The 20,941-nt window shown below is 71.7% G+C and carries 19 protein-coding genes; 7 read left to right on the top strand and 12 right to left on the bottom strand.

Going from position 1 to position 20,941, the window contains the following annotated elements:
- Nucleotides 1-24: 24 nt before the first annotated feature.
- On the bottom strand, nt 25-726 hold the full coding sequence (locus EIZ62_RS31505) for a TetR/AcrR family transcriptional regulator (protein WP_156696062.1): 702 nt from the start codon (nt 724-726) through the stop codon (nt 25-27).
- A 130-nt stretch (nt 727-856) separates the two neighbouring features.
- On the opposite strand from EIZ62_RS31505, the gene EIZ62_RS31500 reads away from it, so the two are divergent.
- From EIZ62_RS31500 to EIZ62_RS31490, 3 genes are all read left to right on the top strand, one after another.
- Nucleotides 857-2,065 carry a saccharopine dehydrogenase family protein gene (locus EIZ62_RS31500; RefSeq protein WP_156696061.1) on the top strand — a complete coding sequence of 403 codons (1,209 nt, stop codon included), beginning with the start codon at nt 857-859 and terminating at the stop codon, nt 2,063-2,065.
- 151 nt (nt 2,066-2,216) lie between these two features.
- Nucleotides 2,217-3,731, top strand: coding sequence for an APC family permease (locus EIZ62_RS31495; protein ID WP_156696060.1), 1,515 nt, complete (start codon nt 2,217-2,219; stop codon nt 3,729-3,731).
- Between the two features lie 203 nt (nt 3,732-3,934).
- On the top strand, nt 3,935-4,507 hold the full coding sequence (locus EIZ62_RS31490) for a dihydrofolate reductase family protein (RefSeq protein WP_156696059.1): 573 nt from the start codon (nt 3,935-3,937) through the stop codon (nt 4,505-4,507).
- A 76-nt stretch (nt 4,508-4,583) separates the two neighbouring features.
- On the opposite strand, the gene EIZ62_RS31485 is transcribed toward EIZ62_RS31490, so the two are convergent.
- The 8 genes from EIZ62_RS31485 to EIZ62_RS31450 all read right to left on the bottom strand — a co-directional run bounded on the left by EIZ62_RS31485 (nt 4,584) and on the right by EIZ62_RS31450 (nt 12,964).
- Nucleotides 4,584-5,417, bottom strand: coding sequence for an endonuclease I family protein (locus EIZ62_RS31485; protein WP_156696058.1), 834 nt, complete (start codon nt 5,415-5,417; stop codon nt 4,584-4,586).
- A gap of 239 nt (nt 5,418-5,656) precedes the next feature.
- On the bottom strand, nt 5,657-7,171 hold the full coding sequence (locus EIZ62_RS31480) for a SpoIIE family protein phosphatase (RefSeq protein WP_156696057.1): 1,515 nt from the start codon (nt 7,169-7,171) through the stop codon (nt 5,657-5,659).
- 201 nt (nt 7,172-7,372) lie between these two features.
- Complete coding sequence (locus tag EIZ62_RS31475) at nt 7,373-7,561, bottom strand: hypothetical protein (protein WP_156696056.1); 189 nt, start codon at nt 7,559-7,561, stop codon at nt 7,373-7,375.
- Nucleotides 7,562-7,604: 43 nt separating this feature from the next.
- Entirely contained in the window at nt 7,605-8,609 is a 1,005-nt protein-coding gene (locus EIZ62_RS31470) for a TerC family protein (protein ID WP_156696055.1), read from the bottom strand.
- Nucleotides 8,610-8,764: 155 nt separating this feature from the next.
- Nucleotides 8,765-9,280, bottom strand: coding sequence for a tetratricopeptide repeat protein (locus EIZ62_RS31465; protein ID WP_156696054.1), 516 nt, complete (start codon nt 9,278-9,280; stop codon nt 8,765-8,767).
- Between the two features lie 63 nt (nt 9,281-9,343).
- Nucleotides 9,344-10,567: a M20 metallopeptidase family protein gene (locus tag EIZ62_RS31460; protein WP_156696053.1), complete on the bottom strand. Its 1,224-nt coding sequence runs from the start codon at nt 10,565-10,567 to the stop codon at nt 9,344-9,346.
- A gap of 181 nt (nt 10,568-10,748) precedes the next feature.
- On the bottom strand, nt 10,749-11,258 hold the full coding sequence (locus EIZ62_RS31455) for a WapI family immunity protein (protein ID WP_156696052.1): 510 nt from the start codon (nt 11,256-11,258) through the stop codon (nt 10,749-10,751).
- Nucleotides 11,259-11,290: 32 nt separating this feature from the next.
- On the bottom strand, nt 11,291-12,964 hold the full coding sequence (locus tag EIZ62_RS31450; protein WP_156696051.1) for a serine/threonine-protein kinase: 1,674 nt from the start codon (nt 12,962-12,964) through the stop codon (nt 11,291-11,293).
- A 418-nt stretch (nt 12,965-13,382) separates the two neighbouring features.
- Here EIZ62_RS31450 and EIZ62_RS31445 point away from each other — a divergent pair, with 418 nt between their 5' ends.
- From EIZ62_RS31445 to EIZ62_RS31430, 4 genes are read left to right on the top strand one after another with little or no spacing between them, the layout of a single operon-like run.
- Entirely contained in the window at nt 13,383-14,852 is a 1,470-nt protein-coding gene (locus EIZ62_RS31445) for an aldehyde dehydrogenase family protein (RefSeq protein ID WP_156696050.1), read from the top strand.
- Nucleotides 14,849-16,441, top strand: a complete 1,593-nt coding sequence (locus tag EIZ62_RS31440; protein WP_156696049.1) for an APC family permease — start codon at nt 14,849-14,851, stop codon at nt 16,439-16,441. Before EIZ62_RS31445 ends, EIZ62_RS31440 begins: the two co-directional genes overlap by 4 nt.
- A 52-nt stretch (nt 16,442-16,493) precedes the next feature.
- A complete protein-coding gene (locus EIZ62_RS31435; protein WP_208828116.1) occupies nt 16,494-18,059 on the top strand; it encodes a GMC family oxidoreductase in 1,566 nt (521 codons plus the stop codon).
- The gene (locus tag EIZ62_RS31430) at nt 18,059-18,376 is read left to right on the top strand and encodes a hypothetical protein (RefSeq protein ID WP_156696702.1); all 318 of its coding nucleotides are present in this window, start codon (nt 18,059-18,061) and stop codon (nt 18,374-18,376) included. Before EIZ62_RS31435 ends, EIZ62_RS31430 begins: the two co-directional genes overlap by 1 nt.
- Before the next feature lie 838 nt (nt 18,377-19,214).
- Here EIZ62_RS31430 and EIZ62_RS31420 read toward each other — a convergent pair.
- The 3 genes from EIZ62_RS31420 to EIZ62_RS31410 all read right to left on the bottom strand — a co-directional run bounded on the left by EIZ62_RS31420 (nt 19,215) and on the right by EIZ62_RS31410 (nt 20,930).
- The gene (locus EIZ62_RS31420; RefSeq protein ID WP_156696048.1) at nt 19,215-19,727 is read right to left on the bottom strand and encodes a hypothetical protein; all 513 of its coding nucleotides are present in this window, start codon (nt 19,725-19,727) and stop codon (nt 19,215-19,217) included.
- 78 nt (nt 19,728-19,805) lie between these two features.
- Nucleotides 19,806-19,985: a hypothetical protein gene (locus tag EIZ62_RS31415; protein WP_156696047.1), complete on the bottom strand. Its 180-nt coding sequence runs from the start codon at nt 19,983-19,985 to the stop codon at nt 19,806-19,808.
- 177 nt (nt 19,986-20,162) lie between these two features.
- The gene (locus EIZ62_RS31410) at nt 20,163-20,930 is read right to left on the bottom strand and encodes a hypothetical protein (protein ID WP_244376068.1); all 768 of its coding nucleotides are present in this window, start codon (nt 20,928-20,930) and stop codon (nt 20,163-20,165) included.
- Between the last annotated feature and the right edge of the window lie 11 nt (nt 20,931-20,941).

Here is a 20,941-nt window from a genome sequence, read left to right as displayed (position 1 = left end):
CCTAACCCGCGCGGTTCAGGCGTTTCAGGCGCCCCTCAGTGCCGCCTCGGCGCTGTCCAGGAGCATGTCCAGGGCGGTGGGATAGGCACTGTGGTTCATACGGGCCACCAGCAGGGGCGCCGTGGCCGCGATGTTCGGGTGGGTGTCGGGGGACAGCCGGGCGTAGGTCGCGCGCCAGACCGCCTCGTCGGCGGCGCGGGCCTTCTCGGGCAGGGCCAGGCTCGCGGCGTCGAGCGCGGCGAAGGCGAGCGTCTGGTCGATGAAGGCGTGGTAGACGCGGACCACTTCGGGGTCGGGCAGGCCCGTGGAGCGCAGCACGCGCAGGACCGCCTCGTCCGCGGCGATCTCGTTGGCACGGCCGCTGACGCGACTGGCGGTGAGGACCGCGGCCTCGGGGTGGGCGAGGTAGGCGGTGTAGATGCGCAGGCCGAGCTCCCGCAGGTCCGCACGCCAGTCCCCGGTGGTCCGCCAGCCGCGCATCGCGCGCCCGACGAGTTCGTCGGCGATGGCCAGCGTGAGGTCGTCGGTGCCGCGGAAGTAGCGGTACAGGGTGCTGGGGTCGGCGCCGAGCGCGGCGCCGAGGCGACGTACCGTCAGCCCTTCCCGGCCGTGCTCGTGCAGCAGCCGCAGGGCCGTCTCGACGATCAGCCGGTCGGACAGGACCACACCCTGCTTGGTCGGTTTCCGGCGCCGCCGGTCCGCCTCCGGCACCACTCGCTTCGCCATCGGGCTCCCTCCACGCAGCGTCGTCGCAGCCGCCCCCGAGCTTATGCCAACACGCTTGACGTTGTCTTCGGCGGGCTCGTTTCATGGCGCTCCCGGGCTTCGGCCCCTTCCTGTGAAAGGCTCCATCGCCATGCGCATTCTGCTTGTGGGCGCCGGTGGCGTGGGCACCGCGATCACCCGTATCGCGGCCCGCCGCTCGTTCTTCGACCACATGATCGTCGCCGACTACGACCCGGCCCGTGCGGAAGCGGCGGTCGCCGCTCTCGACAACGGGGAAGGGCGGTTCAGCCCGGCCCGCATCGACGCCTCGGACCGTGCGGCCGTCGCCGCGTACCTCGCCGAACAGCGTTGTGACGTGCTGCTGAACGCCACCGACCCGCGGTTCGTGATGCCGCTGTTCGAGGCCGCGCTGGAGGCCGGCGCGCACTACCTCGACATGGCGATGTCCCTGTCCGCCCCCCATCCGGCGCGCCCCTACGAGGAGTGCGGGACCAAGTTGGGCGACGCCCAGTTCGCGCGCGCGGCCGAGTGGGAGGAGAGCGGCCGCCTGGCGCTGGTGGGCGTGGGTGTCGAGCCGGGCCTCTCGGACGTGTTCGCCCGCTACGCGGCGGAGGAACTCTTCGACGAGATCGAGGAGATCGGAGTGCGGGACGGCGCCAACCTCACGGTCGACGGCTACGACTTCGCACCGTCGTTCTCCATCTGGACCACCATCGAGGAGTGTCTCAACCCGCCGGTGGTCTGGGAGAAGGACCGGGGCTGGTTCACCACCGAACCCTTCAGCGAGCCGGAGGTCTTCGACTTCCCCGAGGGCATCGGCCCGGTGGAGTGCGTCAACGTCGAGCACGAGGAGGTGCTGCTCATCCCGCGCTGGGTGGAGGCCGGACGGGTCACCTTCAAGTACGGGCTGGGCAACGAGTTCATCGAGACGCTCAAGACCCTGCACAAGCTGGGCCTCGACCGGACCGACACGGTGCGCCTGCCCGGCGGCGCGGAGGTCTCGCCGCGGGACGTGGTCGCCGCGTGCCTTCCCGACCCGGCCACGCTCGGCGACCGCATGCACGGCAAGACCTGCGCCGGCACCTGGGTGAAGGGCGTCAAGGACGGCGAGCCGCGGGAGGTCTACCTCTACCACGTGGTCGACAACCAGTGGTCGATGAGCGAGTACGGCTCCCAGGCCGTGGTGTGGCAGACCGCCATCAACCCGGTCGTCGCCCTGGAACTGGTGGCGAGCGGTGTGTGGAGCGGCTCCGGGGTGCTGGGTCCCGAGGCCTTCGCGCCGCGCCCCTTCCTGGACCTGCTGACCGCCTACGGCTCCCCGTGGGGCATGCGCGGGTAGCCGCACCGCCGCCGTCGCCCGCCCCGCCCGCGCCGCGGCGGGGCGGCACGCCGGAGGACGGGTGCTCGCGCGGCCCACCTCCCGGCTCGAGGATCGTGTCACCACCAGGCGACGCCGACTCCCACTCCCACCCCCGAGGAAGTGAGCGAAGATGAAGGACGAGATCGCGGGCGCCGACCCGCCCCCCGGCCTGAAGGACGACGCGATCGGCTTCACCGACGCGCTCGTCATCGGCCTGAACTCCACCTCCCCCGCCTATTCGCTGGCAGCGGTCATCGGCCCGATCGTCGCCCTCGTGGGCGTCTACGCCCCGGGCATCATGATCGCCTCCTTCGTGCCGATGCTGCTGATCGCGTCGGCGTTCTTCTACCTCAACCGGGTCGACAGGGACTGCGGCACCACGTTCTCGTGGGTCACCCGGGCGATGGGTCCGTGGACCGGCTGGCTCGGCGGCTGGGCCGTCGCGATGACGGGTGTGCTGGTCATCGGGTCGCTGGCGGACGTGGCGGTGACGTTCGGCCTGCTCACCGTCGGCCTCGACAGCTGGGCCGAGAACGACCTGGCGCGCCAGGGACTGACCGTCCTGCTCATCCTGGTCATGACGGCGGTGTGCGTGATCGGCACCGAGGCGTCGGCCAGGCTGCAGAACGTGCTGATCCTCGCCCAGGTCGCCTGTCTCCTGGTGTTCGCCGTCGTGGCCCTCTACCGCGTGTACGCCGGGACCGCGGAGCTCGACTCGATCACGCCCGCGGTGAGCTGGATCGACCCGTTCGGCGCCGGTGGCGCGGCCCTGACCGGTGGCCTCCTGCTGGGCGTGTTCGCCTACTGGGGCTGGGAGTCGGCGGTCAACCTCACCGAGGAGGTCCGGGGCCCGTCCAGCGCGGCCGGCCGGGCGGGTGTCTGGTCGACGATCGTGCTGCTGGTGACCTACGTGTCGGTCGCCTTCGCCGTGGTGGCCTACGCGGGCACCACCTTCCTCACCGAGAACGCCGGCGAGGAGGAGTACGTCTTCGCCCTGCTCGCCGGGAACGTGATGGGCGGCTGGGACTGGGTCGTGCTCCTGGCGGTCTCCACCTCCGCGGTGGCGTCGACGCAGACCACGATCATCCCCGCGTCCCGCACGGTGCTGTCGATGGCCCGCCGGCAGGCGCTGCCCACCCACTTCGCCCACATCCACCGCCGCTTCCGCACCCCGGACGTCAGCACCTGGTGGGTGGCGGCCGTGGCCATCGCCTGGTACCTGGTGGTGAACCAGATCAGTGCCAACGCGCTCTTCGACTCGCTCACGGCCCTGTCCCTGCTGATCGCGTTCTACTACGCGCTCACCGGCCTGGCCTGCGCCGTCTACTACCGGCACCACCTGACCAAGAGCGTGCACCACTTCCTGTTCATCGGCGCCGGACCGGTCATCGGCGCCGTACTGCTGACCTGGCTGCTCGCCGAAGCGGTCATCGACATGGCGGACCCCGAGCAGAGTTACAGCGGTGTCTCGTGGTTCGGTCTCGGCCCGCCGCTCGTCATCGGCCTGGGCATCCTGATCACGGGAGTGGTCGTCATGCTGCTGCGGCGCGGGTTCTCCGGTACGTACTGGTCGGAACGGCCCGGCGTCGCCGCTCCGGACGACGGTGACGGCTCGCGATCGGCCCGCCGGCGCCGGGGCGAATGACGGGCAGTGAACCGGCGGGGCCGTGGGCCGCCGGGCCGTGGTGGGCGGGACCGGGCCGGGACCGATGAGTTTCGGTGTGAAGGGTGGTCAGAGATCATGCGTGGGTGTGACGCGGCCGCCGCCGGGGCGGAGGCGCGCACCCACCGCACCACACCCACCGCACCGCACCGCGCTCAAGCAGCTACGAGAGGCACAGGATCCCCATGCGTACCCTGATCAGCACCGCTTTCGTCTCGCTCGACGGCGTCATGGAGGCCCCCGGCGGCGAGCCGGGTTACCGGAACTCCGGGTGGACCTTCAAGGAGGTCGACTTCCTCCCCGAGGCGTTCGAGATCAAGAGCCGGGAACAGGACGAGGCCACCGCGATGCTGCTGGGCCGCGTCAGCTACCAGGCGTTCAGCGCGGTGTGGCCGAGCATGGCGGACTTCGCCGGCTACAAGGTGATGCCAAAGTACGTCGTGTCCACCACGCTCACCGAGGACGACCTGGTCACGGACTGGGGCGACACCACGATCCTGCGCTCGCTCGACGACGTCGCCGCGCTCAAGCGGACCGAGGGCGGTCCGATCATCGTCCACGGCAGCGCCTCCCTCAACCAGGCCCTTTCGGACGCCGGGCTGATCGACCGCTACCACCTGCTGGTCTTCCCGCTCCTCCTCGGCGCGGGCAAGCGGCTCTTCAGCGCCACGGACAAGGACACGCAGAAGCTGAAGCTCGTCGAGCACGAGGCGTACGCCAACGGCCTGCAGAAGAACGTCTTCGACGTCGTCCGCTGAACCCGGCGGTACACCCAGCGGCGAGGACCGGTGGCCGCACCCGGGAGCGGGTGCGGCCACCACTGGTGACGGGACGTCACTTCCAGATGGCCGCCACCCACTCGGGGTGGTCCACGAACGGATTCCGGTTCTTCTGTATCGCGAATATCTTGTCGTTGCGGGACTTCTCGAAGGCGTCCGGCGGGTCGGTCTCGTGCCACTGCTTGAGGACGGACAGGCGGCCCATCGCGGGTGCGCTGCCGTTGCCCACGCGGTCGTTGGGTTCCAGGTCGGGGAAGCCGTCGGTCCCGTCGTACCGGACCGCCATGTAGAGGATCATGCGGGCGACGTCACCCTTGACCTCGGCCCTCGGCTCGAACGAGTCGCCGTCGACGAGGCTTCCGGGGGCCTCGTCGACCGCGTCGCCGCCGTTGTCGAAGTCCAGGTTGCCCCGGACGGCGTTGACCGAGGCGTCCTCGGGACGCAGGTGGTGGATGTCGGAGCCGGGTCCGGGTGACGTACCGAAGTCACCGTGGCTCTTGGCCCACACGTGCTCCCTGTTCCAGTCGTCCGTGCCACCGCCGTTGGCGTCCTTCGCCTGCGACCGGCCGCTGTAGAGCAGGATGACGTTGGCGGGGTTCCGCGGGTCCTCGTCGGTGGTCTTCAGCGCCTCCCAGACCTCGTCGTACGAGAGGGTGGTCTGGCGGCTGACGATGTCGTGCAGGGCGGTCTTGAGTTCGTCGCCGGTCTTCCCGGCGGCGCCTTCGTAGTAGGCGTCGTCCAGCGCGGCCGCGGCGGTGACCGGGGGTGCGTCCGGTGGGGCGGGCGCGGGACCCGTCGCGAAGGCGGCGGCGGGCACGGCGACCGCGCCCGCCGCGACGACGGCCAGGACGGGACGGCGCCAGGGGCGGCGCTGACGGTGAGCGGACATGATGTGGGGGGTGTCCTCTGCGGGTCGGCGGGCACACCGGGTCTTCGCCGTGGTTGCGGCGGCCGGCGTGACGCCGGCAGGGTGCCCGACAGGCGGATGGTGCGGGGTGGTTCAGGCCAAGGAGCCTGCCAGTCCCCCGCGCGTGGCGAGTGGACACCGCGCGTTCATCCTGTGCCGAGACCGTAAAGAGCCACGTAGCGCTTTCCTGTCATCACTCTGCGCGTCCATCGGCGGTCGCCTCAGGTGTGCGGGTCCGGTGTGCCGGTGGGGCGGGGGCCCGTGCGTGCGACGAGCAGCGCCACGTCGTCGTGGTCCCCGGCGTGGCGCAGGTTCCGCAGGAGCAGGTCGCAGGTGTCCTCCAGTGACCTGCCCGGATCGTCCAGGACGTCCAGGAGGGTGTCCAGCCGGGTGTCGATCGGCTGGTCCCGGGTCTCGACCAGGCCGTCGGTGTAGAGGACGAGCTGGTCGCCCGCCCCGACGTCGACGCGGGTGGTGTGGAAGGCGACGCCGATACCGCCCAGCGGGGCGCCGGTCGGCAGGTCGAGCAGTTCGCGCGTGCCGTCCGCGTGGAGGAGTACGGGGGGCAGGTGGCCCGCGAGGGAGACGTGGCACTGCGACGCGTCGGGGTCGTACACCGCGTAGACGCAGGTCGCGATGGTGTCGAGATCGTCGGTGATGTGATCGAGGTGGTGCAGGAGGCGTCCGGGGGGCAGGTCGAGGTCGGCCAGGGTCCGGGTGGCGGTGCGCAGTTGCCCCATGGCGGCGGCGGCCACCACGCCGCTGCCCATCACGTCGCCCACGACGAGGGCGGTCTTGCCGGCGCGGAGGGGGATGACGTCGAACCAGTCGCCGCCGATCTCCATCGTGGCCTGTGCGGGGCGGTAGCGGTAGGCGACCTCCAGGCCCGGCCGGCGGGCGGGCGGGTGGGGCAGCAGGCTGCGCTGGAGGGTGAGGGCGGTACGGCGCTGCTCCTCGATGGCGCGGTGCCGGTCGGTGACGTCCACGCTGGAGGTGGCGACCCCGAGCACCTTCCCGTTGGGGGATTCCAGCCGGTAGTAGGAGATGGACCAGGCGTGGTCGTGGTCCGGGTCGGCCGGGGTGCGGCCGACGACGTACTGGTCCACGATCGGCACGCCGGTGGCCAGGACTTCGCTCGTCGCGGCCGCGAAGCGGGGGTCCAGGTACGGCAGCACCTCGTGGACGTGCCGCCCGACGTGCTCGGCGGCGGGCACGCCGTTCATGCGTTCCTCCGCCGGGTTGACGGAGATGTAGCGCAGGTCCGTGTCCAGGACGCCCAGCCCGATCGGCGACTGGGACACCAGCTGGGCGGACAGGGCCAGGTTCCGCTCGACGTTCCGCAGTATCGCCTGGTCCGCGGCCAGGCCGAGGGCGTAGTAGTCGCTCTGGTCGTCCTGGAGCCGCATGTTCCGGAACTCCACCAGCCGCGTGGAGCCGTTCTTGTGGCGGACGGGGAAGACGCCGGCCCAGCTTTCGCCCTCGTCCATGACCTTGGCGAACAGCGCCAGGACCTCGTCCAGGTGCACCTCGTCGATGAGCAGGTGCCCGGCGAACCGGCCGAGTGCCTCCTCGGCGCTGTAGCCGAAGAGCTTCTCCGCCTGGGGGCTCCAGAGGTCGATCCTGCCCTCGTCGTCCAGCAGGACGGCGGCCACGTTCAGCGCGTCGAGCAGCCCGCCCGGCGCCGGTACGGCGCCCGTCCGGGCGGGATCGTCCGGCGAGGCCCCGGTCGCACCCATGGGCGGGCCCTCCCTTCCGGCCGCCGGCCAGGCAAGTCCCTTCCATCGTCCCTCTCCCCCGCCCGCGCGGCACATCACGCCCGTACGCGAAGCCGGGGCGTGGTGTGGCCGACGGGCGGGGCGGCACGGTCGACGGACGCCGGGCCGGCGGCGGACGGCCGCGCGTCGGGGCGGCGGTGGAGCGGGTCGCGCCGGGGGCGCCTACCGGCGCGTGTGCGGCTTGCGCCGGGGGTCCAGCCGGTAGTCGGGGCACTGGGCGTTCTCGCACGCGCCCGGCCCCCAGGTGGGGACGAACACGCCGAGCGTCTTGTGGCGGGTGGCCACGGCGGGGACTTCCTGCTTGCAGGCCGGACACGTGTAGGTGTCGACCTCACGCTTCGTCTTGACCATTTCTTTACGATATGCCCGTTATCGCCGTCTGGGAAGGGGGCGACTAGGGAGCGGGACCGGGCGGATCGTAGCCGGGCGGATCGGGACCGTCGCCGGTGTCCGACCGCTGCTCCGCGGGGGCGGGCCTCCGGAGGCTGAGCACCACCGATCCCGCGAGGACGACGACGATGACGGCCAGACTCACCGGCGAGGGGATCTCGGGGACGGCGGGGCTGACCAGCTTGTGGGACGCCTGGAGGATGAGCTTCACCCCGATGAAGGACAGGATGATCGCCAGGCCCTTGCTGAGGTAGTGGAAGCGGTCCAGGAGGCCCGCGAGCATGAAGTACAGGGCACGCAGGCCGAGGATGGCGAAGGCGTTGCTGGTGTAGACGATGAAGGCGTCGTCGCTCACGGCGAGGACGGCGGGGACGCTGTCGACCGCGAAGATCAGGTCGGCGGCCTCGATCGCGGCGACGACGGCGAGCAGCGGCGTTGCCACCCGCTTGCCGGCCTCGACGACGAAGAACCTCGCCCCCGCGTAGTCGTCGCGGACGGGGATGACCTTGCGGAGCATCCGTACGGCGAAGCTCTTGCCCGGGTCGAAGCTCTCCTCCTCGTCCTTCAGGAGTTTGTAGGTGCTGTAGAACAGCACCGCCGCGAACCCGAACAGGACCGCGGTGAAGCGGCTGACCACGGCCACGCCCAGGGAGAGGAAGACGCCCCGGAAGACGAGGGCGCCGATGACGCCGAAGAACAGCACCCGGTGCTGGTAGGCGCGGGGCACCCGGAAGTAGGCGAAGATCACCGCGAAGACGAAGAGATTGTCGACGGACAGGCTCTTCTCCAGCAGCCAGGCCGTCGTGTACTCCGTACCGGCCGTCGGGCCCAGGACGACGAAGACGACACCGCCGAAGATGACGGCGAGCCCCACCCACAGCCCGCTCCAGGCGGCGGCCTCCCGGAAGCCGATGACGTGCGCCGTGCGGTGGGCCAGCAGGTCCACCACCAGCGACACGACCACCGTCGCGGCGAACGCCCCCCACAGCCAGAACGGGACATCAAGCACGCCAGCAACCCTCACCCGGTGCACGCCACAATGCGCTCTTACACCGAGTGTCCGGCATCCCGGCCCACGGGGCGCGACGGAGCCCCCCGGCTGCCACCGGCCGCGCTGCCACCGGCCGCGCTGTCTGCGGCCGAGCAGTCAGCGGTCGCGCGCCGTCAGCCGTCGCCGGGCTCGATCAGCAGCCGGGCGTAGTTGCTCATCGATCGCTGGTAGCGCGGCAGGTGGCCGGCCAGGGCGCCGATGACCAGGGAGAGGCCCTCGCGTTCCCGGCCGAGGTCGGCGAGGCACAGCGCGAGGGTGGCGCGTACGGCGTCGTCCAGTTCGTCGGAGGGCGCGTCCAGCTCGGGGGTCAGCAGTGCGACGCCCTCCTCGGCGCGGCCGACGTTGCGCAGGGAGCTGGCCAGCTGGATCTTCGTACGCCGTCCGCGGTACCCGTCGAGGCCGCGTGCCAGTGCCTCCTGGTAGAGCGGCACCGCCTTGTCGGAGTGTCCCGTCGAATCGAAGGCACATGCCCGTTCGAAGGGTACAACCGGGCTGTCGTCGGGCAGTTGGGCCACCAGATCGTCGATCAGCGCCCGGAACTCCGCCTCACGGCCATCGGCGTAATCGTCGAACGTCGCCCACGCGGCCGCCAGCCGGTCTTCCCACGCCGGGGTGATCTTCTGAGTCATGCGGAGTACCTTGCCGCACCCCCGCCCGGGCCTGTCAAACACTTTCCCGTTCCGGCGGTGACGTCAGCCCGCCAGGTGGTGCAGGGCCACCGCGGCGTGCAGGGCGATACCGGTCACCATGGCGTCCTCGTCGAAGACGACACGGTTGGAGTGGCAGTCCGGGGCGCCCTCGGCGGGGACGCCTGCGGGGCGGGCGCCGAGCAGGGCCATCGCTCCGGGGACGCGTTCGAGGACGTACGAGAAGTCCTCGGCGCCCATGACCGGGTCGGTCAGGTGCCGTACCGGGCCGGGGCCCAGGAGGCCGGTCGCCGCCTCGACGACGGTGGCGGTGAAGTCCGGGTCGTTGACCACGGGCGGGTAGCCGGCGCCCAGGTCGACGTCGGCCTCCGCGCCGTGGGCGGCGGCCACGTTGCGGGCCACCCGTTCCACGACGGTACGCATCCGCTGCCGGGACGCGGGCGTCAACGTCCGGCAGGTGCCGTACAGTTCCGCGGACTCCGGGATGATGTTGGTGGTCGTACCCGCCTGGATACGGGTGATGGTGACCACCGCCGGGTCGAAGACGTCGACCGTGCGGGTCACGGCTGCCTGGAGGGCCTGGACGATCTCGCAGGCGACGGGGATCGGGTCGAGGGCGAGGTGTGGCGCGGAGGCGTGACCGCCACGGCCGCGCACGGTGATGTGGATCATGTCGGAGGCGGCGAACGTCGGGCCGGGTCGCACGTGCACGGTGCCGGTCTCGAAACGGGTCATCACGTGCAGCGCGAACGCCGCGTCCACGCCGCGTCCGTCCACGGTGTCCAGGACGCCGTCCTCGATCATCCGCGCGGCGCCGCCGCCGCTCTCCTCGGCGGGCTGGAACATGAGGACGACCCGGCCGGCGAGCCGCTCCCGGCGGGCGGACAGCAGACGGGCGGCGCCGACGAGCATCGCGGTGTGCAGGTCGTGCCCGCAGGCGTGCATGGCTCCCGGCACCTGGGAGGCGTCGGCGAGCCCGGTGTCCTCCTGGAGGGGCAGGGCGTCCATGTCGGCGCGCAGCAGCACGGTCGGGCCGGGCCGGGCGCCGTCCAGGGTGGCGACCACCGAGCTGAGCCGGTCCCCCACGGCGATGTGCAGGGGCAGCCCGGCCAGGGCGTCGAGGACGGTCCGTCGCGTCTGCGGGAGGTGCAGGCCCAGTTCCGGTGTGCGGTGCAGACTCCGGCGCACGTCGACGACGCCGGGCAGGAGCCGCCGCGCCTCGTCGAGCAGAGTGTGCGTGCCGGTCCGCGGCGCTGGCGAGGCGGTCATCGTGGCTCCTTCGGGGCCGTGGGTGGCGGTCCGGGCGGTCCGGTCCTCCACTCCGGACGAGCGCCCCCACCGTCGCTCCGGTCGGTCGCTCCGGCGGAGGTGTGCCGTCCGGACCGCCATGGTGACACCGGCCGCCGCGAAAGGGTCCGGAACGTGGCCGGGACGTGTCCCGTCGAACCCGTCAGCGCCTCGGGAACGGCGCCAGCGCACGCTCCCACTGGTCTGCCGCGTGCAGGAGCGCGGCCGTGTCCAGCCGCACCTCCACGGCCGGCTGCCGCGGGTCCGCGCCCTCGTCGCACTCCTGCCACGGGGGCTCGCCGGCCGCGGAGAGGTGCACGTGGAGCACGGCCGTGTCCTCGCTCCGGCCGGCGAGACGGAAGGCCAGGACCGGTTCGATGAAGGTCAGGTCCGCGGAGAGCCCGTCCTCGCCACCGGGTTGCCGAGGCGCTGCCGCGCGACCGGCCGCCGGGACACGACCGGCCGCGACGGCGCGCAGCCAGGCGGCCAGTTGCTGGGCCTCGTCGGTCAGCAGGCAGGGATCGGTGAGGGACCGGGCGCCGTCGGGAGTCGTCACGGAGGCCCGGACGACGAGCCAGTTGTCGTCGTGGGGGTCGCCCGTCGCCGTGGGGAACTGGTAGCGCAGAGGGCGCAGTTCGAGCCGGCCGGCGGCTGCCGGATCGCCCAGTCGCATCGCCGGGGGCTCCTTCGGTGTGCTGGACACGGTCACAGGTCTCCGATCCGGTACTCGGCGCGTGCCCGGTCCAGCAGGCCGTCCGCGGTCGCCCGGGCCGACTTCCCTGCGGGTACGTCGACGTTCAGGGTGAGCCGCTCCTGCCGGGAGTTGACCACGACGAGCGTCTTGGACAGCCGTCGGGGCGCGCCGTCCTCGTCCTTGCTGTACGTCACGGTGAGGACCGCGGCGTCACGCCCCTGTTCGGTGGTGGGTGCCACGGTGGCGACGGCGGCGGAGCCGCCCTCCGGCGGGGAGTCCGTCTCGTACTCCTGCTTCCAGCGCTGCGCCGTCGCGAGGGCGGTCTCGGTGGTCCGCTCCTTCTTGTCGACGAGGAGGGAGGCGTCGCCCTTGGGCGAGGTGTAGCGGGTGGCCAGGTAGGCGCCGTCCGAGCTGTCCACGTCGTCGGCGGTGGTGATGCTCCAGTCGGCCGGGGCCGCGAGGGTGACCCGCATGCGGTACTCCTCGTAGCGCTTCCAGCCCTCCGGCAGGTCGTCACCGCCACGGAACGGCAGCACCAGCGCGACCAGCAGGGCCGCCAGCAGGACGACGCCCCCGGCCAGGGGCAGTGGCCGGAGCAGGCGGCGCTTCAAGGGGTCACGCGGTGGTCGCGCGGCCGTTCCGTCGGGGTGCCCGCCCGGCGCGGCGTCGGGGCCGGGGGTCCGGGTCGGGGGGTGCGCGGCGGCCCGCAGGACGGGCAGCGCCGCCGGGGCGCTGATCCGGTTCTCGGGCTCCTTGCGCAGCAGGCCGGTGAGGACGGCGGTCAGTTCCGCCGAGTGCTGGGGCGGCGGCAACTCGGCGAGCAGGACGGCCTGGAGGGTGGAGGGCGTGGTCTGCCGGCGGAACGGCGACACGCCCTCCACCGCCTGATAGAGCGTGACGCCGAGGGACCACAGGTCGGACTCCGGGCCGGGGCGGCGCCCGAGGACCCGCTCGGGGGCGATGTACTCGGGCGAGCCCACGAAGGCCCCGGTCTCGGTGAGCTTCTGTTCGCCCTCCATGTGGGCGATGCCGAAGTCGGTGAGGACGACGCGGTCGTGCCGGCACACCATCACGTTGCCCGGCTTCACGTCGCGGTGCAGCACCCCCGCCTCGTGCGCCGCGGTGAGGGCGCCGAGGACGGCCAGACCGATCCTGGCGGCCTCCTGCGGGGACAAGGTGCCCTCGTCGAGGAGTTCGGCCAGCGACTTCCCGCGCAGCAGTTCCATCACGATCCACGGGCTGTCGCCCTCGGTGACCACGTCGTGGATGGCGACCACCGAGGGGTGGTCGATGCGCGCGGCCGCGCGGGCCTCCCGCTGCATGCGCTGGTACGCGGTGTGGCGTTCCGCGGCGGTGAAGTGGTCGGGAACCCTGGGCTCCTTCAGCGCCACGTCGCGGTCGACCACCTCGTCCCGGGCCCGCCACACGGTGCCCATCCCACCGGCGCCCAGCCGTTCCAGCAGCCGGTAGCGGCCACCGACGAGACGTCCCGCGCCGGCCTCCGGTGCGCGGTTGCCTTCCTCGCCGCCCGCGCCGGCCGCCGGTGCGCGGGCGCCCTCCTCGCCGCCCGCGCCGGCACCGGCCGGCGCCCCGTGCTGCGGCTCTCGTGCCGCCGGAAGCGGAGGCCGCAACCCGTAACTCGTCGGCTCTTCACTCCGGCCACGCCGTCCCCCGTCGCTTTCCATGCGCCTATGATGCACAGGCCCTTGGAGCGGTGGTGCCCGTCGGCCGTCACCGTGCGCAGCCGGAATCACAACGTTATGCGGGGGGGGCGTCCCCGACGGTCCCCAAGCGGCCGTACGCGCCTGCTCCCGCTCGCTGCGATGCGGCTCGTTTTCTTGCCCGAGGGCGACACGCACCTGTCGAAACCTACGCCGGCGGCGCATGCCGTGAGCGCACCCGTCCGGTCCAGCGGCCGTCCGTCCGGGTGACCGACCTCGCGCGCGAGGTGTCGGGCAGCGCTGCGGCGGTCCGGGCCGGCGTCCGGTGCGCGCGTGCGCCTGGTCGCAGGACGCCACGCTGCGGTATGCGGCCACCGCCGCTACTGTCGGTGCTTGAGTCACCGGACGTCCGAAGGGGCGCCGTCCGACCCTGGAGGTCGCCATGCCGGAACTCTTCATCGGCGGAGCATGGATCGCCGCGTCCGAGGGCGGGACACGGGAGATCCGCTGCCCCGCCGACGGGTCGCTGGTCGCGACGGTCGACGAGGCGGGGCCCAAGGACGCCGCCGCGGCGATCGCCGCGGCGCGCGAGGCGTTCGACCACGGGCCCTGGCCCCGTACTCCGGCCGCCGAGCGTGGCGCCCTGCTCCTGCGCACGGCTGACCTGCTGGAGCGCGACCAGGAGGACTTCGCCCGCGCCGAGTCGCTCGACACGGGCAAGCGGATCGTCGAGAGCCGCTACGACATGGCCGACATCGCCAACTGCTTCCGCTACTTCGGCAACCTGGTCGCCGCGGGCGGTGGCGACCGCGTCGTGGACACCGGGGACCCGGGCGTCGACAGCAGGGTGGTGCACGAGCCGGTCGGCGTGTGTGCGCTGATCACACCGTGGAACTACCCACTGTTGCAGACCGCGTGGAAGGTGGCGCCCGCGCTCGGCGCCGGGAACACCTTCGTGCTCAAGCCCAGCGAGCTGACCCCGCACACGGCGATCATGCTGATGCGGCTGCTCACCGAGGCCGGTCTGCCTCCGGGCGCCGCCAATCTGGTACTCGGTGCGGGCGCCACCGCGGGTGCGCCGCTGACCGAGGACCCGCGGGTCGATCTCGTCTCCTTCACCGGTGGCCTGGTGACCGGCCGGCGCATCATGGCGGCGGCCGCCCCGACCGTGAAGAAGGTGGCCCTGGAGCTGGGCGGCAAGAACCCCAACATCGTCTTCTCCGACGCCGATTTCGAGGCGGCGGTCGACCACGCCCTGATGGCGGTCTTCCTGCACTCCGGGCAGGTCTGCTCGGCCGGTGCGAGGCTGCTGGTCCAGGACGACCTGCACGACGCGTTCGTCGACGCGATCGTCGAGCAGGCCCGGCGCATCCCGCTCGGCGGCCCCTTCGACGACGACGCGCGCACCGGTCCGCTGATCTCCGCCGCCCACCGCGACAAGATCGAGGCGTACGTGGCCGCCGGGGTGGCCGAGGGCGCGGTGGTGCGCTGCGGTGGCGGGCGGCCGGAGCAGCCGGAACTCCAGCAGGGCTTCTACTACCTGCCGACCGTCCTGGACGACTGCAACGCCGGGATGTCCGTGATCCGTGACGAGTCGTTCGGTCCGGTCCTGACGGTGGAGCGGTTCCACGACGAGGACGAGGCGGTGGCGCTCGCCAACAGCACCGTGTACGGGCTGGCGGGTGCGGTGTGGACCGGCGACACGGACCGCGGCCACCGGGTCGCCTCGCGGGTCCGCGCCGGAACCATGTGGATCAACGACTTCCATCCGTACGTACCACAGGCAGAGTGGGGTGGCATGAAGCAGTCCGGCTTCGGACGCGAGCTGGGACCCGCCGGGCTGGCGGAGTACCAGGAGGCCAAACACGTCTGGCGCAGGCTGTCGCCGGTGCCGCAGAGGTGGTTCGCATGAGCGGTACGGGAGCGGGACCGGGCGCGGGAGGCGCGGGAGCGGGACCCGGCGGCGGAGCCGGAGCGACGGAGCCTCTGGGCGGCAGCGAGGCGGTGCAGGGTGACGACTCGATCGCCGAGCTGGGCTACCGCCCCGAACTGAAGCGTACGCTCGGCAACTTCCACACCTTCGCCGCCGGCATCAGCTACATCTCGATCCTCACCGGCACCTTCCAGTTGTTCTACTTCGGTGTGACCTTCGGCGGACCCGCCTACTGGTGGTCCTGGCCCATGGTCTTCGCCGGTCAGCTGATGGTGGCGCTGTGCTTCTGCGAGCTGGCCGCCCGGTACCCGGTCGCCGGTTCGGTCTACAACTGGGCGAAGAAGATGGGCGGCCCGCACGTGGGCTGGCTCGGCGGCTGGATGATGACGACGGCCACCATGGTGACGCTGTCGGCCGTCGCGCTCGCCTACCAGATCACGCTGCCGCAGATCGACCCCTGGTTCCAGTTCGTCGGGGACGGCAGCGGGTCGGGCGACGCGGCGAAGAACGCCGTGCTGCTCGGAACCGTGCTCATCGTCTTCTCCACGCTGGTCAACGCGTTCGGCGTGCAGCTGATGGCCCGGATCAACTCGGCCGGCGTGTTCATCGAGCTGATCGCGGCGATCGGCCTGATCATCTTCCTCGCGGTGCACATCACCCGCGGGCCGGGCACCGTGCTCACCGAAACCTACGATCTCGGCAGCGGCCAGAACCTCGGCTACCTCGGCGCGTTCCTCACCGCCTCCCTCGCCTCGGCGTACGTCATGTACGGCTTCGACACGGCCTCCTCCCTGGGCGAGGAGTCCCACGACCCCAGCCGCAACGCCCCCCGGGCGATCCTGCGGGCGCTGATCGCGTCCTTCCTGATCGGCGGACTGATCCTGCTGTTCGCCCTGATGGCCGTGCCCGACCTGGCGGCCGAGGAACTGTCCACCGGCGGCCTGCAGTACGTGGTGCTGGAGACGCTCGGCTCCACGATCGGCGAGATCTTCCTGTGGTGCGTCGTCGTCGCCATCACGGTGTGCGTGCTCGCCGTGCACGCCGCCGGCATCCGGCTCATGTTCGCGATGGCCCGGGACAACAACCTGCCGGCCGGCTCCGTCCTGGCCAAGGTCAGCCCCCGCTTCAAGACGCCGGTGATCCCCGCCGTCGTGATCGGCCTCATCGGTGTGATCATCCTGGTCATCAACATCAACCAGCCGCAGATCTTCTCGGTGATCACCAGCATCGCGATCATCATGATCTACGTGGCCTACCTGATGGTCACGGTGCCGATGCTGCTCCAGCGGCTGCGGGGCACCTGGCACCCGAAGGAGGGCCGCTTCTCGCTCGGCCGGTTCGGACTGCCCGTCAACATCCTGGCCGTGCTGTGGGGCGTGGCCATGTCGATCAACCTGGCGTGGCCGCGGCCCGAGGTCTACAACGCGACGGGTCCGCAGCACTGGTACCTGCGCTGGGGGGCGTTCCTGTTCATCGGCATCGTCGCCCTCGGCGGTTTCGCCTACTACTGGTTCGTGCAGCGGCACCGTACGGGCGTACTGGAGGAGCACCGGGCCGACGCCCCCTGACCGCCACCCGCACCACCACCACCCGCCCCTGCCCTTCGCTCTGGGAGAGAACATGACCGCGGAGATGCCGTCGCCGCCCGAGTTCGACTACGTCGTCGTCGGCGGCGGAACGGCCGGGGCCGTCGTCGCGGCGCGGCTGACCGAGGACCCCGGCGTCAGCGTCTGCGTGATCGAGGCGGGACCCTCGGACGTCGGCGACGACAACATCCTCCGGCTCGACCGCTGGATGGCGCTGCTGGAGTCGGGCTACGACTGGGACTACCTCGTCGAGCCCCAGGAGAACGGCAACAGCTTCATGCGCCACGCCCGGGCGAAGGTCCTGGGCGGCTGCTCCTCCCACAACTCCTGCATCGCCTTCTGGGCGCCGGCCGAAGACCTCGACGAGTGGGCCGCGCTGGGCTGCACCGGCTGGAGCGCGGCCGACTGCTTCCCGCTCTACCACCGGCTGGAGAACAACGACGCCCCCGGCGACCACCACGGCCGCTCCGGCCCGGTGCGGCTGCGTACGGTGCCGCCCGCCGACCCGTGCGGCCGGGCCCTGCTGGAGGCGTGCGCGGCGGCCGGGATCCCGACCACGCCGTTCAACACCGGCACCACCGTCGTACGGGGTGCCCACTGGTTCCAGATCAACGCCCGCGAGGACGGCACCCGTTCGTCGGCCTCCGTCTCGTACCTGCACCCGGTGATGGGCCGGCGGCCCAACCTGGAGGTGAGGACCGGGCTCCAGGCCAGGCGTCTGCTGTTCGCCGAGGACGGCCGCTGTTCGGGCGTGGAGTTCCTGCTGCCCGACACCGTGCACACCGGCACGGTCGCCGCCCGGCGCGAGGTGATCGTCGCCTGCGGAGCCATCGACTCGCCGAAGCTGCTGATGCTGTCGGGCATCGGCCCCGGGGAGCACCTGCGGGAGGTGGGCGTCGACGTCAGGGTCGACTCCCCCGGTGTCGGGTCCCACCTCCAGGACCACCCGGAGGGCGTGATCATGTGGGAGGCGAAGCAGCCCATGGTCACCACCTCGACGCAGTGGTGGGAGATCGGCATCTTCGTCGACACCGAACCGGGACTCGACCGGCCCGACCTGATGTACCACTACGGCTCGGTGCCCTTCGACCTGAACACCTACCGGCGCGGCTACCCCACGTCGGACAACGCCTTCTGCCTCACCCCCAACGTCACCCGGGCCCGCTCCACCGGCACCGTCCGGCTGCGTACCCGCGACTTCCGGGACAAGCCGAAGGTCGACCCGCGGTACTTCACGCACGACCACGACATCCGGGTGATGACCCACGGGCTGCGCCTGGCCCGCGAGATCGTGTCCCAGACCCCGATGGCCGAGTGGGCCGGTACGGAGCTGGCCCCCGGCACCGGCGCCGAGACGGACGAGGAGCTGTTCGCGTACATCCGCGAGACGCACAACACCGTCTACCACCCGGCGGGCACCGTCCGCATGGGAGCCGACGACGACCGTGAGTCGCCGCTCGACGCCCGGCTGCGCGTCAAGGGCGTCCGGGGCCTGCGGGTGGCCGACGCGTCGGTGATGCCGTTCCTGCCGGCCGTGAACCCGTGCATCACCACCATGATGATCGGCGAGAAGTGCGCCGACATGATCAAGGAGGGGTGATCGCCCGCGGGGACACGCCGCCGGAGAGGACCCCCGACGGGCGTTTCGTCGTCGTCAACGGGCGCAAGTGGCAGGCGACGGACCCGTCCCTGCCGGAGGACGCGGCCGCTCGGCTGCGTCACCACCTCATGGCGGCCCGCCGCGCGGTACGCGCCGCGACGACCGCGGGCGACCCCGACGCGGAACGTGCGGCGCGGGCACGGGTGCACCGGGCGAGGGTCGCCCTGGGCGAGCGTGGCGAGCCGTGGTGGGAACAGTCCGAGCAGCAGCGGCGCCGCCGCTGGGAGGACGGGCTCGCCGAACTGGACGGGACGTGACGTGACGTGGCGTGGCGTACGGACGTGACCGCGATAAGGACGCTGGGCATCGGCCGCTGGGACCACTTAGCGCGGCCATGTCGGTGCCGTACTGGGACAGGTCGAGCGTCGGCGACTTTCAGTGCCTCGGCGACCTGTTCGGCCAGGACCGTGGGCGGGTTCGCCGACGCGCTGGGTCGACCGTGACGGACATCCACGGCGCGACGCTGGCGGTGGCGTGCGGGGTGGTGCGCACCAGCTCGCCCAGCACCTTCTTCGCCAGCTGCGGTGCGTGCGGATCCTGACGGGCTTTCACGTCGTCACCGAGGGCCTCCCGGCGCCGGGGGTGATCTGGATGGTGACCGACGCGGCCTTGATCTGGTCGTCGGTGCTCTGCACCACGCTGGTGGGCGCCATGAGGCTGCCGCCGGGGAGCGAGGAGCGTCGTGATAGTCATGTTCCCCGTCGCCCGGTCGTGGACCAACCGACCGTCTTGCCGCTGGTCGGGTCGTGGGCCTTGATCAGGGTGGTGGAGGCGCCCACGCCCGGCAGGTCCAGCGCATAGGGGCGCGGCAGCAGCAGCCTGCGGTAGGAGGTCGCTCGGCCCGGGAGGCGCGGCGGCGCCAGGCGAACTTGGCCCAGTAGTAGCCAGGGCGGACATGTTGTGGCGCCGTGCGGCGGCGAGCACGATGACCGCGATGGTCACTGGCAGGGTGACGGGCGCCTGGGTGGCAATCAGGCCGTCCACCGTCGAGGCCATCGACGCGATGATGATCGCGCTTTTGGACAGTCCGCCGAACCCCGGGTTTGCGGGTCCGGAACGGCTCGACCATCAAGTACCGCGGCACATCGTGGGTACTCACCGCGCTCCCTCCCCGCCGGTAGTGTCCTGGTCGATGTCGTTGACGCCGTCCAGGACCTCGATGGCCGCGGTGCCGGTCCCGGCACCCGCTGTCGACGCTCCCGCCGCCGCTGCGGTGGTCGCCCCGGCCGTACTGCCGCCGGTCGAACTCTCGCCGCCGGAGCTGGCGTCGGCGCTGTCCGCGCCGTCCTCCGCAGCAGCTCTTGCAGCACCGTCCTTGCCGCTCGCCTGCCCTGACACCCTGGCACCGGCCTGGGTCCGGGGGGCCTGCGCCACAGCGTCGCCGCCCGCGTCGCTGTCACCGCTGCTGGAGCTGCCGCCGGTAGCGGCACCCGTGCCGCCGCCCAGACTGCCCATGTTCTGCTCCACCAGCTTCGCGTGGTCCACAGGGCTTGTCGGCGGTGCACCGTCGCCCCCGCCGCCCTCGGCCTCCTTCGCGTCGAGGTAGGAGGCGGCGGCGTTGAGCGCGGTACTGATCCCGCCGGACGCCAGACCTCCGCCGATTGCCACGCCGAACGGCGCGAAGATCTTGGTGAGGGGCGCGGGCGCGACGATCGCCCGGACCAGGGTTGCGACGCCGCGCAGCCCCTAAGCAACCGTCTGCGCCTGGCCGAACTCGTTGCAGCCGGTGCAGATGATGACGGCGAGAAGCGGCTTACAGGTGACGATGACCAGGCCACTCGCGATCAGCTTGGGTGCCCACTGGCGGGTGACGTCACCGTTCACCCGGCCGCCCTTGTCGACCGCCTTGCTGGCCTCGTCGCCCACCTTCTCGCACAGCTGCGAGACGTCGTCCCCGACGGTGATGACGTCGATGACGGGTGAGAGTTTGCAGGCGATCTCTACGCCGCCGCCGATCAGCCCCTTGTCCCCTGCCGCGGGCGGAGCGGCCGACCAGTCAGAGCAGCTCCGCCATGGCGACGAGCAGCGCAGCCAGGCGCCGTATCACGATGCCTCACGGATGGCTGTCCAGCCGGCCTCGTTAAAAGCGATGTCGCCAGGGGCACCCATCTTCGGCTTGGGCTTGCCCTGCGACATCTGCTTGGCCCGCATACTCGCGGCCGACGTCAGCTTCCAGTCACCGTCCTGCCACTGCACACCCAGCAGGCTGCGGGTGTACGTGGCGGACTCCTTCGCCGTCTCCCCCGTCTTCTGCGTGACGCGGGCCAGCACATACGCACTGACCTCGTCCCCGGACCGCTGCACCACCTGGTAGCCGACCACGTGGCTGCGCACGTACGCGCCCGGCGGCAGCGGCTGCCCCGGGCTGACCTTCATCTCCCGGGCCAGCGTCTCGTCGGCGCTTGCGGCGTTGGCTTCGATCCGCTGGGCGTTCTGGGCAGAGTGGTCGGTCTTGCCGATGAAAGAGCGGTAGATGCGCAGCTGTTCGTCGACCGTGGACCGGTCCGCCTCGATGGTGGTCGTGCTGGCGGCCTTCATCATCGCCGCCGCCCCCTCGGTGGAATGGGGGAAGCCGACTTCGCTGCCGTACTGGTCGGTGCGCTGCCCGCGCGGGAGCGCCACCCACCGCTCGGGCTCGGTCCATTCCTCCGGAGCCGCGTAGGTCGGCACTGGGCTGGTGCCGCCGAACGGAGCCGCGCTCACGACCTGGCCACCCTTGGCGGGCGCGCCCGGGCCTGATTCGTCTCCGCCGAAAATCACGTAGCCGGTTAGCGCGAGTACCGAAACGAGCGACGATCCGGCCAGCCACATGGTGGGAGTGT

It is taken from the genome of Streptomyces ficellus (genome assembly GCF_009739905.1).
Taxonomy (GTDB): Bacteria; Actinomycetota; Actinomycetes; order Streptomycetales; family Streptomycetaceae; genus Streptomyces; species Streptomyces ficellus_A.
Note: the sequence above shows the minus strand (reverse complement) of the source record. Positions and strands in the feature narration are given on the sequence as shown.